The sequence below is a fragment of the Janthinobacterium sp. BJB446 genome (assembly GCF_002735655.1).
In the GTDB taxonomy this organism is placed as follows: domain Bacteria; phylum Pseudomonadota; class Gammaproteobacteria; order Burkholderiales; family Burkholderiaceae_D; genus Janthinobacterium; species Janthinobacterium lividum.
In genome coordinates, this window is record NZ_PDZK01000003.1 from 221,039 (window position 1) to 236,894 (window position 15,856).

At 65.2% G+C, this 15,856-nt stretch carries 17 protein-coding genes; 3 read left to right on the top strand and 14 right to left on the bottom strand.

Features of this window, described 5'->3' with window-relative positions; all coding sequences use genetic code 11:
• Positions 1–77: 77 nt before the first annotated feature.
• The 8 genes from CSQ92_RS20370 to CSQ92_RS20405 form a co-directional block, all read right to left on the bottom strand.
• Positions 78–407, bottom strand: a complete 330-nt coding sequence (locus CSQ92_RS20370) for an L-rhamnose mutarotase (protein WP_099395214.1) — start codon at positions 405–407, stop codon at positions 78–80.
• On the bottom strand, positions 404–1,246 hold the full coding sequence (locus CSQ92_RS20375) for an amidohydrolase family protein (protein WP_218964086.1): 843 nt from the start codon (positions 1,244–1,246) through the stop codon (positions 404–406). Before CSQ92_RS20375 ends, CSQ92_RS20370 begins: the two co-directional genes overlap by 4 nt.
• Positions 1,243–2,262 (bottom strand): aldo/keto reductase, encoded by a 1,020-nt coding sequence (locus CSQ92_RS20380; protein WP_373606058.1) that lies wholly within the window; start codon positions 2,260–2,262, stop codon positions 1,243–1,245. Before CSQ92_RS20380 ends, CSQ92_RS20375 begins: the two co-directional genes overlap by 4 nt.
• A 20-nt stretch (positions 2,263–2,282) precedes the next feature.
• Positions 2,283–3,506, bottom strand: a complete 1,224-nt coding sequence (locus CSQ92_RS20385) for a UxaA family hydrolase (protein WP_034781960.1) — start codon at positions 3,504–3,506, stop codon at positions 2,283–2,285.
• The gene (locus CSQ92_RS20390) at positions 3,503–3,838 is read right to left on the bottom strand and encodes a UxaA family hydrolase (protein ID WP_034781958.1); all 336 of its coding nucleotides are present in this window, start codon (positions 3,836–3,838) and stop codon (positions 3,503–3,505) included. Before CSQ92_RS20390 ends, CSQ92_RS20385 begins: the two co-directional genes overlap by 4 nt.
• Positions 3,839–3,863: 25 nt before the next feature.
• Positions 3,864–4,781, bottom strand: coding sequence for a GntR family transcriptional regulator (locus CSQ92_RS20395; protein WP_070257543.1), 918 nt, complete (start codon positions 4,779–4,781; stop codon positions 3,864–3,866).
• 114 nt (positions 4,782–4,895) lie between these two features.
• Positions 4,896–6,032, bottom strand: coding sequence for a D-mannonate oxidoreductase (locus CSQ92_RS20400; RefSeq protein ID WP_099395216.1), 1,137 nt, complete (start codon positions 6,030–6,032; stop codon positions 4,896–4,898).
• A gap of 1 nt (position 6,033) precedes the next feature.
• A complete protein-coding gene (locus CSQ92_RS20405; protein WP_099395391.1) occupies positions 6,034–7,044 on the bottom strand; it encodes a zinc-binding alcohol dehydrogenase family protein in 1,011 nt (336 codons plus the stop codon).
• Between the two features lie 339 nt (positions 7,045–7,383).
• Between CSQ92_RS20405 and CSQ92_RS20410 the strand changes: the two genes are divergently transcribed.
• Entirely contained in the window at positions 7,384–8,418 is a 1,035-nt protein-coding gene (locus CSQ92_RS20410) for a MerR family transcriptional regulator (RefSeq protein ID WP_099395217.1), read from the top strand.
• A gap of 67 nt (positions 8,419–8,485) precedes the next feature.
• Positions 8,486–9,565 (top strand): hypothetical protein, encoded by a 1,080-nt coding sequence (locus CSQ92_RS20415; RefSeq protein ID WP_099395218.1) that lies wholly within the window; start codon positions 8,486–8,488, stop codon positions 9,563–9,565.
• On the opposite strand, the gene CSQ92_RS20420 is transcribed toward CSQ92_RS20415, so the two are convergent.
• From CSQ92_RS20420 to CSQ92_RS20435, 4 genes are all read right to left on the bottom strand, one after another.
• The gene (locus CSQ92_RS20420; protein ID WP_099395219.1) at positions 9,562–10,251 is read right to left on the bottom strand and encodes a M24 family metallopeptidase; all 690 of its coding nucleotides are present in this window, start codon (positions 10,249–10,251) and stop codon (positions 9,562–9,564) included. The genes CSQ92_RS20415 and CSQ92_RS20420 overlap by 4 nt on opposite strands.
• A gap of 133 nt (positions 10,252–10,384) precedes the next feature.
• On the bottom strand, positions 10,385–11,362 hold the full coding sequence (locus CSQ92_RS20425) for a GlxA family transcriptional regulator (protein ID WP_099395220.1): 978 nt from the start codon (positions 11,360–11,362) through the stop codon (positions 10,385–10,387).
• A gap of 3 nt (positions 11,363–11,365) precedes the next feature.
• On the bottom strand, positions 11,366–12,589 hold the full coding sequence (locus CSQ92_RS20430) for a D-amino acid dehydrogenase (RefSeq protein WP_099395221.1): 1,224 nt from the start codon (positions 12,587–12,589) through the stop codon (positions 11,366–11,368).
• A complete protein-coding gene (locus tag CSQ92_RS20435) occupies positions 12,586–13,038 on the bottom strand; it encodes a winged helix-turn-helix transcriptional regulator (protein ID WP_099395392.1) in 453 nt (150 codons plus the stop codon). The genes CSQ92_RS20430 and CSQ92_RS20435 overlap by 4 nt, the downstream gene beginning before the upstream one ends.
• A gap of 91 nt (positions 13,039–13,129) precedes the next feature.
• Here CSQ92_RS20435 and CSQ92_RS20440 point away from each other — a divergent pair, with 91 nt between their 5' ends.
• Positions 13,130–14,320 carry an MFS transporter gene (locus CSQ92_RS20440; protein WP_099395222.1) on the top strand — a complete coding sequence of 397 codons (1,191 nt, stop codon included), beginning with the start codon at positions 13,130–13,132 and terminating at the stop codon, positions 14,318–14,320.
• A gap of 4 nt (positions 14,321–14,324) precedes the next feature.
• Here CSQ92_RS20440 and CSQ92_RS20445 read toward each other — a convergent pair whose 3' ends face one another.
• Positions 14,325–15,020, bottom strand: a complete 696-nt coding sequence (locus tag CSQ92_RS20445; RefSeq protein WP_034781930.1) for a Crp/Fnr family transcriptional regulator — start codon at positions 15,018–15,020, stop codon at positions 14,325–14,327.
• Positions 15,021–15,175: 155 nt separating this feature from the next.
• Positions 15,176–15,853, bottom strand: a complete 678-nt coding sequence (locus CSQ92_RS20450) for a response regulator (protein WP_180277074.1) — start codon at positions 15,851–15,853, stop codon at positions 15,176–15,178.
• Positions 15,854–15,856: the final 3 nt, after the last annotated feature.

Here is a 15,856-nt window from a genome sequence, read left to right on the forward strand (position 1 = left end):
TTTATTACCCCAACACCTGAACTGCCGGGGTCAGCCCCTCAGGGTCTGCCCCCCAGTCTTCGCTTTGGGGCCTACGACTAATCCATATGAAAAACCTGTTCCATCATCGCCCAGTGCTCGCCCTCGGCGCGCGAGGCCAGCGGCTGCTGGCAAGGGGCGCAAAAGGTCCACCAGCGCTGCGTTTCGGGGTCGGCGGCGATGGCCGCTATGTCGGCTTCGAAGTCCTCGCCGTGGTATTCCCAGTAACCGAACAGCAGGTTTTCCGGCTGGCGCAGGAAGATCGAATAATTGCTGACATGCGCGGCTGCCAGTTTGGCCAGCACCTGCGGCCAGACGGCGGCGTGCAGGGTTTTGTATTCGGCGATACGCTCCGGCGCGATGCCGATGACCATGCCCATTCTTTTCATGGCGTTTCCTCGTTGATACCGTAAAAGCGCTGTGCGTTGAGGCCGAAGATATCGTTCCTGTCCGCTTGCCCCAGATGCGCCAGCAGCGCTTCGCTGGCGGCCAGCCACGCCGCATAGCCGCCGGCCAGGTCCACCACGGGCCAGTCGCTGCCCCAGATCACGCGCCGGGGGCCGAATACTTGCAGCACATGTGCGGCATAGGGATGCAAATCGTCCACGCACCAGCCGGGCCGCGCTTCCGTCACCAGCCCGGACAGCTTGCAATGCACGTTCGGCAGCGCGGCCAGCTGCGCCATGTCTTCGCGCCAGGTGCCGAAGGCGGCATCGGCTATCGGCGGCTTGGCCGCATGGTCGATCACGATGGGAAGCCGCGGATAGTCGCGCGCGCATTGCAGCAGCGCGGGCAGGTGGCGCGGCAGCACCAGCGCGTCCAGCCGCAAACCGTGTTCCACCATGGCGTTCAAAGCTGGCGTCAGCGCGGGATCGGCGATCCATGCATCGTCATCGAGATCCTGCAGCATGGGACGCAAGCCTTTGAGCTTGCCGTGCGACGCCAGGCGGGCGATATTGGCCGGCGCGTCGGGCGCCGGCAGCTCCGTCCAGCCCACGACGGCGCGGATAAAGCTGCTTTCTTCGGAGAGCGCCAGCAGCCAGTGCGTATCGTCTTCGGACGGCAGCGACTGCACCAGCACTGTGCCGGCGATGCCATGCGCAGCCAGCAGGGGCGCCAGGTCGGCGGGCGCAAAATCGCGGTGGATGGCGGCCAGGGATGGCGGCGGCCAGCTGCCGGCACGCGCGGCCAGCTGCCAGAAGTGCTGGTGGGCGTCGATGCGCATCATGCGGCCACTCCCGCAGGCAGCGGCGCGCGCGCATCGAGCAAGTCCGCGTCCCGCAGCGCCAGCCACAGGGCGTCGGGCAGCGGCGTGGCGAACCAGTCCAGATTTTGCCGCAGCTGCGCCAGGTCCTGGCCGCCCGGGATGCAGGAAGCGACGGCGGGATGGGCGAGCGGAAACTGCAGCGCGGCAGCTTGCAAAGGCACGCCAAAGTCACGGCAGACGGCGTCCAGGCGCGCCACGCGCTTGAGTATCGCGGCCGGCGCATCGGCGTAATTGAATTTGCCGTTCCCGGCCAGCACGCCCGAGTTGAACGGGCCGCCGATCACGATGGCGTTGCCGCGCTCCACGCAGGCGTCCAGCAATGGCGACAGCGAGGCCTGTTCCAGCAAGGTGTAGCGGCCGGCCAGCAGGGTGCAATCGAGGGCGAATTCCACCATCGCGCGCAGCACGATCTCGCATTCGTTGACACCGAGGCCCACGGCTTTCACCTGGCCGCTGGCGCGCAGTTCATCGAGGGCGCGAAAGCCGCCGCCGGACGTCAGCTGGCGCCAGTAGTGCTGATCGCGTTCGCCATGCGTGGCCTTGCCGATATCGTGCACGAACAGGATGTCGATGCGATCGAGCCCCAGCCGCTGCAGGCTGTCGTCGTGCGAACGCAGCACGCCGTCATACGTGTAGTCGTAATGGGGGCGGAACGGCAGCGGCGCGGCAAAACCGTCATCGCCTGGGCGCACGGAGGCGTCGGGCCGCATCAACCGTCCCACCTTGGTGCTGACAACAAAATGATCGCGGGGCCGCCCGCGCAGCGCCGCGCCGAGACGGTGTTCGGACCGGGTGTAGCCGTAGAACGGCGCCGTGTCGAAGAAACGCACGCCGGCATCCCAGGCACCATCGAGGGTGGCGCGCGCCTGCGCGTCGCTGACCGGCTGGTACAGGCCGCCCAGCGGCGCGCAGCCCATGCCGATGCAGGGCAGCGAGAGGCCGCCGCGCGGCAAGGTACGGCGTCGCGTGGTATCCATGACATCCATCGCCGCGGCCCTCATGCTGCGCGCAGCGGGAAGCAGCCTGGCCCCACCGCCTCGAATTGTTTATAGGTCAGCACGAATTCCTGGTGGCCCAGGTCTTCCGAGCGGCTCAGTGCTCCATTGGCCACGTTCAGCACGGCGGCGACGATCTCCGCGCCCACTTCTTCCAGCGTGGCCTCGCCCGTGAGGATCTTGCCGGCGTTGATATCCATGTCGTCGGCCAGGCGCTCGAAGGTCTGCGGATTGGCGCACACCTTGATGACGGGCGAAATCGCCGAGCCCACCACGGAGCCGCGGCCCGTCGTGAACAAGGTGATGTGGGCGCCGCAGGAAATGAGTTCGACGATTTCCGCGTTGTCCGACACGTTAGGGAAACCGAAGCGCGGCTCGCCGTCCGGCACCACGTCGAGCAGGTACAGGCCGCCGCCGGCCGGCTGATCGCCCGGTTTCAGAATGCCGACGATGGGCGAGGAACCGCTCTTGGCGTAGGCGCCCAGCGACTTTTCTTCCTGCGTGGTGAGGCCGCCATCGGCATTCCCCGGCGAGAAGCTGCCATGGCCCATGATGGTGTAGTAGCGGGCCGCCTTGGCCACGGTGTCGACGATGGCGTTGCCCAGGTCCGGGCTGACGGCGCGCCGCTGCATGTGGTATTCGCAGCCGACCAGTTCACCCGTCTCCTCGAAGATGCAGGGGCTGCCGGCCGCGATCAGCGTGTCGAACGCCACGCCGACGGCCGGGTTGGCGCTGATGCCGCTGGTGCTGTCGGAGCCGCCGCAGATGGTGGCCACCACCAGTTCATCGATCCCCATCGGCACGCGCTCCTGCTGCGCCAGGTGCTCGAGGGCCCAGCTGATCCACTCGACGCCGCTGCTCACGCTGGGGCGCGTGCCGCTGTTTTCCTGGATGGTAATCGTATGCACGGGGCGGTCGCTGTCGGCCACGGCGCTGGAGAGGCCATATTTGTTGAAGCCTTCGCAGCCCAGGGACACCAGCAGCACGGCGCCCACGTTCGGATGCGTCAGCAGGCGGCGCATCACCTGGTCCGCGTATTCATTGGGGAAGCAGCCCGTAAAGCCGATCAGGTGCACGGGCTGGCCGGGAAAGGCGTTGACCATCAGGCGCGCCACGTGGTGCGCGCATTCGACCATATAGGCCACCACCACGATATTGCGGATGCCCTTGCGGCCATCGGCGCGCAGATAGCCCGACAGGGCCGGTGTCGTTACGGGAGCGTTCATGCTTGGTCGTCCTTGTCCAGGAAATGGTGGCCGTCCTGGCCCAGGGTAAACGTGGGGATGTAATCGCTTGCCAGGTTGTGGGTGTGGATATGCTCACCGATGGCGACGGGGGCCGTGATGCTGCCGATCAGGGCGCCGTAGCGCAGCACCTTGTCGCCCACGGCCAGCGCGCGGCGCGCCACCTTGTGGCCGATGTGGATGTTTTGCGCCAGGGTGACGGGCAAGCCATCGATGGCGACGACGTCGCCGCAGGCCAATGCCGTCCTGGCGATCAGGCAGTTATCCTCGGGCGACATCAGCAGCAGGCTGGCAGGCTGGGAAGCAAGGCTCATGGCGCCCCCTCCCCGGCAAGGATGGCTAGGCGTCCGGCTGGCTCAGTTTTTCGCGCGTGCCGATCGAGGACAGCATGGTGCGGCGCGAGGAATCCAGGTGCGAGCGCATGCCCTCGAGCGCCTTCGGTATGTCGTGCTCCGCCAACGCGCGCAGGATCGCCAGGTGCTCCTGCACCGCGTACTGGTTGCGGCCTTTTTCCTCGCCCTTGTCCCACTGGTAGTGGTAGTGGAAGACAAACGAGACGATATCGTAGAAGCCCTGCGCGAAGCGGTTGTTCAGCAAGCCGATCAGAAAGGTGTGGAACTCGCGGTCCAGCGCCGGAAACGCGTTGTGGCGCGTGTCGATCCTGGCCGCCAGCTTCTCGTGCTGCTTGATCAGCCGCGCCAGTTCCGCATACGCCGGATCGCCGTGCGGCAGGTGCGCAAACTGCTCCACGGCCGCCATCTCGAACATGCGCCGCATGTCCGCCAGTTCGGTGGCGAACGAGCGGTCGAACGCGCACAGGCGCCAGCCGCCGCGCGGTTTCTTTTCGATCAGGCCGAAGCGCGAAAAGCCGATCAGGAATTCGCGCACGCTGACGGTACTGGCGCCCGCCTCGCGCGCCAGCTCCGCTTCCGAGAATTCCGCGCCGGGCGGCATGTCGCGCTGGTACACGCGCTCCATCAGCACTTGCTGGATGCGCTCCGCCCCCGACTGCAATTCGGAGATATCGAAGTAGTCGCCCGGTATGGGCTTCCTCAGCAAGCGCCGGTCCGCCGGGCTGGCGATCAGCCGCCGCGTCGACAGGTAGGCGATCGCGCTGCGGATCGCCGTGCGGCTGCCCTGGCAGATGGTGGTCAGGAACTGCTCCGTCGGCAGCATCTCGCCCACTGCGGCATTCTCGGCGAGAAATTGCAACAGCAGATTGGTACTGCGCTTGAAGACGGTGGCGGGTTTGGACATGGATGAATGAACGCGCTATGCCAGCGAAGGGGAAAGTGGATGAGTGGGCCATTTTAGTCGATATCGGATTGGATCGGCATGCCGAAAAAGAAACAACTGCGTTGACCGGGGCGCTCATGGCAGCGCTCCCGGCGCCAGCATGGCGCGCAGGCGCGGCTGCGCCAGGGAGGGACAGAGCTGCCGCGCCAGCGATGCCACGGGCGCCATGCGGCGCGCGATCTTGCCGGCGTGGTGCTGGGCGATGTCGGCCAGGCGGTGTGCGAGGAAGGGATTGCCGAAGCGCTCCCTGACCTGCGCCACGTAGGCCAGCGCGGCGTCACCGTGCTGTGCCCCCATGGCGGCAAACACGGGCAGCACTTCCTCGTGCCATACCGCTTCCAGCGCGGCGCGCATGGCGCCGTCGTCCATCGCCTCGCGCACCGTCATGCCGGCCGGGCTGCCCCGCTCCATCCACAGCTGCGCCAGATAGGTGTGGCCCAGGTTGAGCAAAAACAGCTTGCGCTGTTCATATTCGCGCAGGCTGCCCGTCACCACCACTTGCGGGTGGCTGCACGGCAGCAGCATGCCTTCCTGCGCCTCGATGGCCCACAGGGCATAGGGCTCGGCCACCGCGCCTATCGGTTCGATCGGTTCGGAAACGATGCGGTCGACCAGGGAATTGATCCACAGGCAGCCCGTTTCCAGGTAGCCGATGAACGCGGCAGCGCAACCCCACTGCCGCGCCAATGTCACGATCACCTGGCGCAGTACATGGCCGTTGTCGGCCACCAGTTCGCACGGAAAAATCGAGATGGGCGCGGCGCCGGCCAGGAAGCGCCCGTGCAGCAGCACCAGCAGCTTGGCGGGAAAGCTGGCGGGAACGGCCGCGCCGTCGAGCATGCCCGCGTGGTCGGCGTCATCGAGCTGATAGCCCGTGTCGCCCGTATTCGAGATAATCACGCGCGCGGCCACGGCCGCATCGCGCACCTGCCGCCAGTCGCTGCCGGCTTGCCACGCCTGCGTGACGGCGTCGGCACGGCGCTCTTCATCGACTTGCGCGCCGTCCTGCCAGCCGCGGATGCGCACGGGGTAGCCGTCGCTGCGGCGAAACGCCGCCACCCTCGCCGCGCCCTGCGCGCTGTGCGTGGTCTGTACGATGGTGATATTGCCCAGCGCCTCGCCTGTCTTGGCCGCTTCGCTGACGAACAGGTCGGCGTGCGCCTGCAGGAAGCGGCTGGTGCCAAATTGAAGTATCGGGTTGATGTCGCTCATCTCAGACCTCGACGATGGCCTTGATGACGCCCGCTTCCGGCTGCATCCAGCGATCGAGCACGCCGGTAAATTCGTCGAGCGTGGTGCGGTGGGTATTGAGCAGCGCGGTGGGTACCTTCCCCGCCTTCATGGCCGCCACCACTTCCTCGAAATCGTCGACGGTGGCGTTGCGGCTGCCCAGCAAGGTCGTTTCGCGCTTGTGGAATTCAGGGTCGGAAAAGGACAGGCGGTCGCGCACGATGGACACCAGCACATAGGACCCGCCATGGGCGACAAAGTCCAGGCCCCGCTCCATGGCGGCGATATTGCCGGTGGCGTCAAACACCACGTCGAAGAATTCGCCGCCGGTGGCGTCCAGCAGCTGCTCCTTGTCGCCCTCGCCCAGCGCCACCGTGCGGGCGATGCCCAGCGCGTCGCGGCAGAACTGCAGACGGTCGGTGCGGCCATCGAGCACCGTCACGTCGGCGCCCTTCAACGATGCGAACAGCATCACGGCCATGCCGATCGGGCCGGCGCCCACTACCAGCACGCGCTTGCCGGCATCGATCGCGCCGCGCTTGACGGCGTGCGCGCCGATGGCGAGAAATTCGATCATGGCCGCGTCGTCGAGCGAGATGCCCTCCGTCTTGAAGACAAAGCGCTCTGGCAGCGCCAGGTATTCGGTCATGCCGCCGTCGCGGTGCACGCCCAGCACTTCGATGCGGGTGCAGCAGTTAGTCTTGCCCTGGCGGCAGGCCACGCAGCTGCCGCACGACAGATAGGGCATCACGTAGACCTGATCGCCCACGGCCAGGCGCGAGCCGGCTGGCGCGCTGTCGATATGGCCGGACAGTTCATGCCCCATCACGCGCGGGTAGCTGAGGAAAGGCTGGGTGCCGCGGAAGATATGCATGTCGGTGCCGCAGATGCCGACGCGGCGTATGCGCAGCAGCACTTCGCCCTCGCCGGGCACGGGCACGGGGCGCTGCTCCATGCGCAAACTGCCGGGCGTATAGCAAACGATACTTTTCATCATGGTCGTCCCTCTCGCCGCCCGGATCTTGCCGGTGGCATATTATATTTAACGTACAAACCAACTGTGAAAAAAATCCGTCTGTGCGGATTGTCTTTCCAGTCCTGCCAAGGGCGCTTCTTGCTGCGCCGCACAACGATCCATTCGTCATTCCATGTGGCTCGAACGCGCCGTTCATGCTGCAGTCGTCGTTCGGTTTTATAAATATACCGTACAAAAAAATGAAGGTCAACGGATTCTTTTATCGGCTTTTTCAGTTCCTCTGCTACATTTCTGCTTGACCCTGACGTTACGTCAGGCGCCATCGTGGTTGCACGCACTGGAGACAAGGAGAAGGCGATGCTGTTGAAAATCGGGGAACTGGCCAGGCTCACGGGCCTGACTATCCGCACCCTGCACCACTACGACAGCATCGGCCTGCTCTCGCCTTCGGCGCGCACGCAAGCTGGCTACCGCCTGTACCAGCACGGCGACATGGACCGGCTGCACCGGATCATGGCGCTGCGCAAGTTCGGGCTGTCGCTGGCCGATATCGCCAACGCCCTCGCCGGCCCGGATCTTCCTTTGCATACCATCGTGGCGCAGCAGATCGCCATGCTGGAACACCAGATCGCGCAGGCTTCCACCTTGCGCGAACGCCTGTGCAGCTTGCAGGCGCAACTGGCGCAGGGACAGGCGCCGGAACTGGCCGAGTGGCTCACCACTATGGAGTTGATGACCATGTACGACAAATACTTTAGTCACGAAGAACTGCAACAACTGCCGCTGCTGTCCGATGCGGCCGTGGAAGAGGAATGGAAAGTACTGGTGGCGCGGGTGCGCGCCGCCATGGAGGCAGGCGCCAGCCCCGGCGATGCGCCGGCGCAGGCGCTGGCCACGGAATGGATGGTCAAGCTGGTGCGCGACACGGGCGCCCATCCGGGCCTGTTCGCGCGCCTGAACGACATGCACGCGCAGGAGCCCATCATGCAGGCCACGACCAGCATCGATGCGCAACTGATGCAGTTCATCCTCGCCGCCTTCAATGCCTCGCGCATGGCGCTGTACCGGCCTTTCCTCGACGAGCAGGAATACGCACACCTGGTGGCCAACTACGGCAAGCGCTCGGGCGAGTGGCCGGCCCTGATCGCCGCCGTGCGCGCCGCCATGGATGAGCGCACGCCGCCCACCGACCCGGCCGTGCTGCAGCTGGCGCGGCAGTGGCTGGACCTGTTCCGCTCGTACGCAGGCACGAACCCGGCCACGCAGCTGAAATTCCGCCAGGCGCACCAGCAGGAACCGCGTCTGATGGAAGGCAGCTTTGTCGACGGGGCCATGCTGCAATATCTGGGCGCGGCGATGGCCGTGGTGGCGCAGGAGCGCCCGGGCGCTTAAGTTGACGTGTGGCATCTCGTGGGCGGGGCCATGTAGAATCGGCCTTCGCCCACGAGAGGAAAAACCGATGCGCCGCTTTCTGTTTGCTTGCCTGACCCTGCCCGCCCTGCATGCCGCCATGGCTGCCGAGCCGCCCGTGCAAGGGGTGTGGCAGGGCACTGTGGGCAAGGCCAGTATCGTGGCCTGCTTCAACCAGCCCAGCCCCACGCAAGGGTCTGATCGCAGCGGCAACTATTACTACACGCGCTACAAGACGCCGATCATGCTGTCCAAGCCGAACGGCAAGGCGCTGTGGCAGGAACTCAACGCCAAGGGCGACACGACGGGCACGTGGAGCCTGGACGCGCCGCAAGACGGCAAGGTTACCGGCACATGGACGGAGCCGCAAAGCGGCAAGACCCTGCCCCTGGCCTTGACCCTGCTGGAAGCGGCGGGCGACCGCGAACACCCATCCTGCGCCAGCGATGCCTACAACCTGGCGCTGGAAGCGTTTCCCGGCACCAAGGTGAGCAAACCGATCGCCTTCGAAGGCAAGCAATACCGCAACCTGCAAATCGGCGACACCATCACTGTGGAATTGATCGCGCCCGGCGATGGCGTGGCGAAAATCAATACGCAGCTGCGCGCCGTGCTGGCAAAAAACAAGAAAGACCTGGCCGACTTCTATGCCACGCGCCGCGAATACCTGGGCCGCAACGGTTTCACGACGGAAGACGAAGTGTATGCGGAACCCACCTACTGGTCGCCGCGCTGGGTGACGGTCAAGTTCTACCGCTGGCCGGCCGGCTATGGCGCCAGCGGCATCTCCATCAGGTTCCGTACCTGGGACGTGAAAACGGGCCAGGAAACGGACGTGTGGAACTGGTTTGGCGCCAGCGCCAGCGATGGCGACGACAAGGCCGAATTGCCCGACCGCCTGCGCCAGGCCCTCTTCAAGAATGTGACGATCGACGCCGAGTGCAAGGGCACGGATTACGACGGCCGTGGCCGCTTCCACCTGTCATTGAAACCCGAAGGTGTGTCCTTCTGGGAAGACTCAAATGGCAGCGGCTGTGAAAACGATTTTTTACTTCCCTACGGCAAGGTCGGCCCCTTCCTCACCGTCAAGGGCCGCGCCGCGCTCAGCGATCTGCTGCCGAAGAACTAAGCATAGTAGCTGTCGTCGAGCAGCATGTCCTCGAAGAAAGCGCCATACGGCAAGGTCGGATGGCGCAGATGGATTTCCAGGATCCAGCGCATCGGTGACGGCGAAAAATCCGCGTCGGCCAACGCGCCCGCGTAGATCGTCGCGTGCGGGAAGTCGGACACGCGGTGGCCGCCCAGGTCAAAGTTCAATTCCCAGCCCAGCTTGCGCGCTTCCTCTTCTGCGTAGGCATACAGGGCTTGCCCCGTCAGCCTGTCGCGCTGCCACACGGCGCGCACCTGGTGGAACAGGCATTCCGCATCGCGCGCGCAGCGGGCATAGTCCGCCTGCTGTTCGCTGGCGCCCACCGTAAACGTGGCGCCGCCATCGCCTTCCCACGCCTGCACACGCGGTGCGATATCGAGGAAGAAAATGTCGCTCTCTTGCAGGATCACGCCGGGCTCGGAGGCGCGTTTCATCGGTTTCGTGGTATTGCGCCCGAAGCGCACGCGCGTGGGATGCCAGCTCAGCGCAAGCCCCATGTCCGGCAGCACCTGCTTCGCCATGGCGACGGCGTCTTCTTCCAGCATGCCGGGGCGGATCCGCGCGGCGATGGCGGCAATCGCCTCGCGCGTCTTGCGGCGCGCCAGCAGCATGCCGTCCTCGGTATAGGCGGGGCCGACCCGCTCGGCGTCCAGTGTCGTGTGCATGTTTGACTTTCCTCAAGGGCGCGGCCGAAGTGGCGCGCCAGCAGGAAAAGTATAGGTTTGCGCCCGGCGCAGCGGGGGTGCCGGCTGCCGCGCTTTCCGGACAGCATGGCGGGGATTCCTGCCATGCGCGATGTCATCCTTGCCGGTAACTGGAAAAATGTTGCCGGTATTGCTTGGCCGATACGCCCAGGCGCCGCAGGAACACCGTGCGCAACTGATCGGCCGTGCCGAAGCCGCAGCGCCAGGCGACGGTTTTCAGCGGATCGCTACTCGCTTCGAGCAGGGCGCGCGCCGCATCGAGCCGGGCGCTTTCGATGAACTGGGCTGGCGTCACACCCAGCTCGCGCACGAAGACGCGGGCAAAGTTGCGGGGACTCATGGCCACCAGCCGCGCCAGGGTGTCCACGTCGAGCGCTTCGCCCAAGTGCGCCAGCACGTATTGCTGCGCCTGCGCCACGGGAGAAGCCGCATCCACCACGGGCGTCAGATACGGACTGAACTGCGACTGCCCGCCCTGGCGCTGCGTGTACACCACCAGGCGGCGCGCCACCTGCAGCGCAAGCTGCGCCCCGCCCACCCCGCCTGCTTCGGCCAGCAAGGAGAGCGACAGGTCGATGCCGGCCGTTACGCCCGCCGAGCTGACCAGATTGCCGTCATGCACATAGATGCTGTCCGCATCGACCTGCGCCAGCGGAAAACGCGCGGCCAGCGCGGCCGCATCGTTCCAGTGCGTGGCCACTTTTTTACCATCGAGCAAGCCCGCATGGCCCAGCAAAAACGCGCCATTGCAGATGGAACCGTGGCGGCGCGCCTTGCCGGCGGCACTGGCCAGCCAGGCGCTCAGGTCCGCGTCAACCGGTTGCGCCGGCAAGCCGGGGCCGCCCGCCACCAGCAACAGGTCATAGGCGTCGTGCGCCTGCGCATAATGCCGGTGCGCGGCCAGGCACAGCCCGTTGGAGCAGCGCAGCAAGCCTTCCTGCGTGCCCAGCACCTCGATCCGGTATTGCCGTTCTGGCGGCAGAAAGCTGTTCGCCTCGGCAAACACGTCCATGGGCCCGCTGACGTCGAGCGCCTGCACGCCGGGAAAGATCAGGATGGCGATCGTTGGCATGGCTCAATCCCGCGCCACGGCAGCCACTTGCTGCGCCACCATCTCCGCCGTGGCCGCCGCCAGGGTCCAGCCCAGGTGGCCGTGGCCCGTGTTGTAGTACACGCCCGGCGCCTTGCCCGGCCCCACTTTCGGCAGCATGTCCGGCAGCATGGGACGCAAGCCCGCCCACGGGATCACCTTGCGCGTATTGATGCCCGGAAAGCACTGCTCCACCCACTGCAGCAGTGGCCGGATGCGGTCGGCGCGGATATCGTGGTTGATGCCGTTGAATTCGGCCGTGCCCGCCACTCTGAGCCGGTCTTCGCCGAGGCGGCTGCTGACCAGCTTGGTGGCATCATCGAGCAGGCTGACCTTGGGCGCCGCCGCGCGGCTGGCAAGGTCATCGAGCTGCACGGTAATCGAGTACCCTTTCACGGGATACACATTCACATGGTCGCCCAGCGATGCGGCCAGGGTGCGGCTGGCCGTGCCCGCGCAGATCACGACGGCGTCGAACAGGGTGCTGTCCTCGCCCGCGCCGTCTCCCACGCTAATGCGCACCTTGCCGTGTTCGCGCGCCAGCGCCGTGACCTGTGCACCGTAGCGGCAAGCCACGCCACGGCGCACGCAGGCGTCGGCCAGGCCGCTGGTGAACTTGTGGATGTCGCCCGTGGAATCGCTGTCCGTGTAATAGCCGCCGTAAAACTCGCCCTGCAAGGTCGGCTCGATGGCGCGCATTTCCTGCCGCGTGACGGCGCGCCGCTCCAGTCCGCCCTGTGCCAGCAGGCGCGACACGCCTGCCGCCCGCTCGAAGCCGGCACGCTCCCGGTACACATGCAGGATGCCGGCGCGGCGGTGATCGAAAGCTATATTTTCCTCTTTCGCCCACGCAAACAAATGTTCGCGCGCGGCGATCGCCATGCGCGCCGTGGCGATGGTGTTGCGCTCGTAGGCGGGCATGGCGGCAAGAAACTCCGCAAACCAGCTCAGCTTGTGCCAGCTGGGCCATGGATGCAGCAGCAGCGGCGCATCGCGCCGCGCCATCCATTTCAAGGCGTTGAGTATCGTTGCCTTGTGGTTCCACACTTCCGCATGCGAGGCCGACAATTGCCCGCCGTTCGCGTATGACGTTTCCATGGCGGCATAGCGGTGGCGCTCGATCAGGGTCACGTCCACGCCCCGTTTCGCCAGCGCATACGCCGTCGTCACGCCCGTGATCCCCCCGCCCAGCACGGCCACGCGCGTCATTGCGGCAACACCTTGTGCACGACCGTGTCGCCCGCCTGCAACACGTGCCCATCCGCTGCCAGCACATCCATGCGGCGCACGGGCAAGCCTGAACCGCGTTGCAGCAAGGTGGAATGCGCCTCGCCCGCCTCGAACAAGTGCGCCTCGCTCCACTGGCGCAAGCCGACGACGACGGGAAACAGCGCCAGCCCCTTGGCCGTCAGCACGTATTCCTGGTACGCCGTGCCGTCCGAGGCGGGGGCGACCGTAAAGATACCCTCTTCCACCAGGGTATGCAGGCGGTCGGCCAGGATGTTCTTTGCCACGCCCAGGCTTTTCTGGAATTCGCCAAAGCGGCGCATGCCGTCGAAGGCGTCGCGCACGATCAGCAGCGACCAGCGCTCGCCGATCGCGTCAAGCGCGCGCGCCACGGGACAGGGGTCGGTTTTCAGGCTCTTGCGCTTGGCCACGGGCATTCTCCAGGATTGACTGGTTGCATTTTAAAACTTCTCGGCGTAGACTCCAACTAGTTTTAATTTGAAACCACTTACATACAAGCCCATGCGCGATACCACCCCACCCATCACGACAGCACTTCCCCCTTCCCTCGTCTGGCTATTTGCCACGGCGGCCGGCCTCAGCGTGGCTAATGTGTATTACGCCCAGCCTTTACTCGCCACGCTGGCGCACGAATTCGGCATGACGGACGCTGCCAGCGGCATGGTCGTCACGGCCACGCAGCTCGGCTGCGCGCTGGCCCTGCTCTTGCTGGTGCCGCTGGGCGACATGCTGAACCGGCGCCGCCTGACCCTGTTCCAGCTGGGTTTGCTGGCCATGACCTTGGCGGCGCTGGGCTGCGCCCGTTCTACGGCCGGTTTGCTGGGCGGCATGCTGCTGGTGGGTCTGCTGGGCACGGCCATGACGCAGGGCTTGATCGCCTATGCGGCCAGCGCGGCAGCCAGCCATGAGCGGGGCAGAGTCGTCGGCATGGCGCAGGGCGGCGTGGTGATCGGCTTGCTGCTGGCGCGCACCCTGTCCGGCGTGGTGGCCGATCTCGCCGACTGGCGCGCCGTGTATTTTGTTTCGGCGGCCATCGCTTGCGCCCTGCTGTTGCTGCTGTGGCGCAAGCTGCCGCCGGCGCAGCCGGCCAATCGACGGCTGGGCTACGGTGCCCTGCTCGCCTCGATGCTGGACATGCTGCTGCACCACAAGGTGCTGCGCGTAAGGGGCATGCTGGCCCTGCTGATGTTTGCCGTTTTCAATATTTTCTGGAGCGCCCTGGTGCTGCCGTTGACGGCGCAAGGCTATTCGCATGCGGCCATCGGCGCGTTTGGCCTGGTGGGCGTGATCGGCGCGCTGGGCGCGGCGCGCGCCGGGGCGCTGGCCGACGGTGGACGCGCGCAGTGGACGACGGGTGCGGCCCTGTTGCTGCTGCTGGCCGCGTGGCTGCCGCTGAGCTTTGCGGGCGCAGCCCTATGGCCCTTGATCGTTGGCGTCATCGCGCTGGACCTGGCGGGCCAGGCCATCCACGTGACGAACCAGAGCCTGATTTTCAGGCAGGACAGCGACGCGCACAGCCGCCTGGTGGCGTGCTACATGCTGTTTTATGCGGTGGGAAGCGGAGTCGGTGCGATTGCCGCCACCAGCGTGTATGCGCTGGCGGGCTGGCATGGGGTATGCGCGCTGGGCGCGGCGGTCAGCTTGCTCGCCCTGCTGTTCTGGCGACTGACCTTGCCTGCTGAAAAAGCTTAGATGCTTAATTCAGCATGGCCGCGGTAGAACCATGGCGGTAGGTTTTCAAGGCGTCCGGCTGGATCTGGATCAGCGAACCGCTGACTTTAATCAGGTGCAAGTCCGTCAACTGGTGCAGCACGCGCGACAGGGTGGCGGGCGCCAGGTTCAGGAACGATGCCAGTAAACTTTTCTTCAGGTCCAGCTTGACCTCGTTCGAACGCTGCTGGTCCGACGCTTGCAGCAGGTACTCGACCACGCGCTGGGTGGCGTTCTGCACGGAGCAGCGCTCCACGTTGCGGATAAAACCCATCAGGTGGTGCGACAGGCTGTTCATCATCTGGCGCGCGATGCGTGGCGACTGGTCCAGCAGGCGCAGCAGCGCGTGCGGCGGGATGCGCAACAGCAGGCAGTGCTCGAGCGCTTCGGCGCAGAATGGGTACGGTTCATCGAGGAAAATCATAGCTTCGCCGAAACTCTGGCCTGGACGGATCAATTCCAGTACCTTGTCCGTGCCTTCCATGGAAAACACGCTCAGCTTGACGAGGCCGAAGACCACCACATAGGCGCCTTCCGCCACTTCACCCTTGCGGAACAGCACTTTGCCTTTTTCCACTTCGACGCGCACGACATCCTGGCGCAATTGCTCTAATTGCGAAGGGGAAATATGGCGGAACAGAGCCTGGCTCGATAGCAAGCCATCGACGTTGACCTTATGCATGACACTCTCTTATTAGATTAGCGAATGACTAAGAGTGTAATGCGCAGGCACGGTCAAGACCATACGTCAAAGGAACTAGGGTTGTCTAGGCCAGAACGCCATGCAGATCAAACAATCGCGGATTCCTTGCGCACTATTTGCGCGTTGTTTGATCTTTATTTACTCAATTCGCGCTCGACGGCGTAGACGGCGATCTGCACGCGGCTGCTGAGCTTAAGCTTTTTGAGGATGTTTTGCACGTGGATTTTCACCGTGCTTTCGGCCACGTCCAGCTGGCGCGCGATTTCCTTGTTGCTCAGTCCTTGCGCCAGGCAGGCCATGGCTTCCCGTTCGCGCGGCGTCAGTTTGTCATAGTCGGCCTGGGGCGCATTCTGTCCCGCGCGGAACTGCGACACGAGCTTGGCCGTCATGGCGTCGGCAATCACGGATTCGCCGGCGGCGGCGCGGCAAATGGCCTGGCCCAGCTGCTCGGCTTCGATATTTTTCAGCAAGTAGCCGCGTGCGCCAGCGCGCAGGGCCGCGCCCAGGTCGGCCGCGTTTTCCGACACGGTCAGCATCAGCACGATCATCTGCGGCAGGTCCTGCAAGATCAGCTCCAGCGCCTCGACGCCGGACACGCCGGGCATGTTCAAGTCCATCAGCACCACGTCGGGCCGCAGTTCGGCCGTCAGGCGCACGCCGTCCAGCCCGTTCGAAGCCTCGCCCACCACCTGGAATTGAGGATTGCGCTGCAACAGCAGCTTGACGCCGCTGCGCAGCAAGGTGTGGTCATCGACCAGCAGGATTTTGATTGGTGCGTTCACTATGTTTGTTGCCTGATAGGGATAAGTCATCTG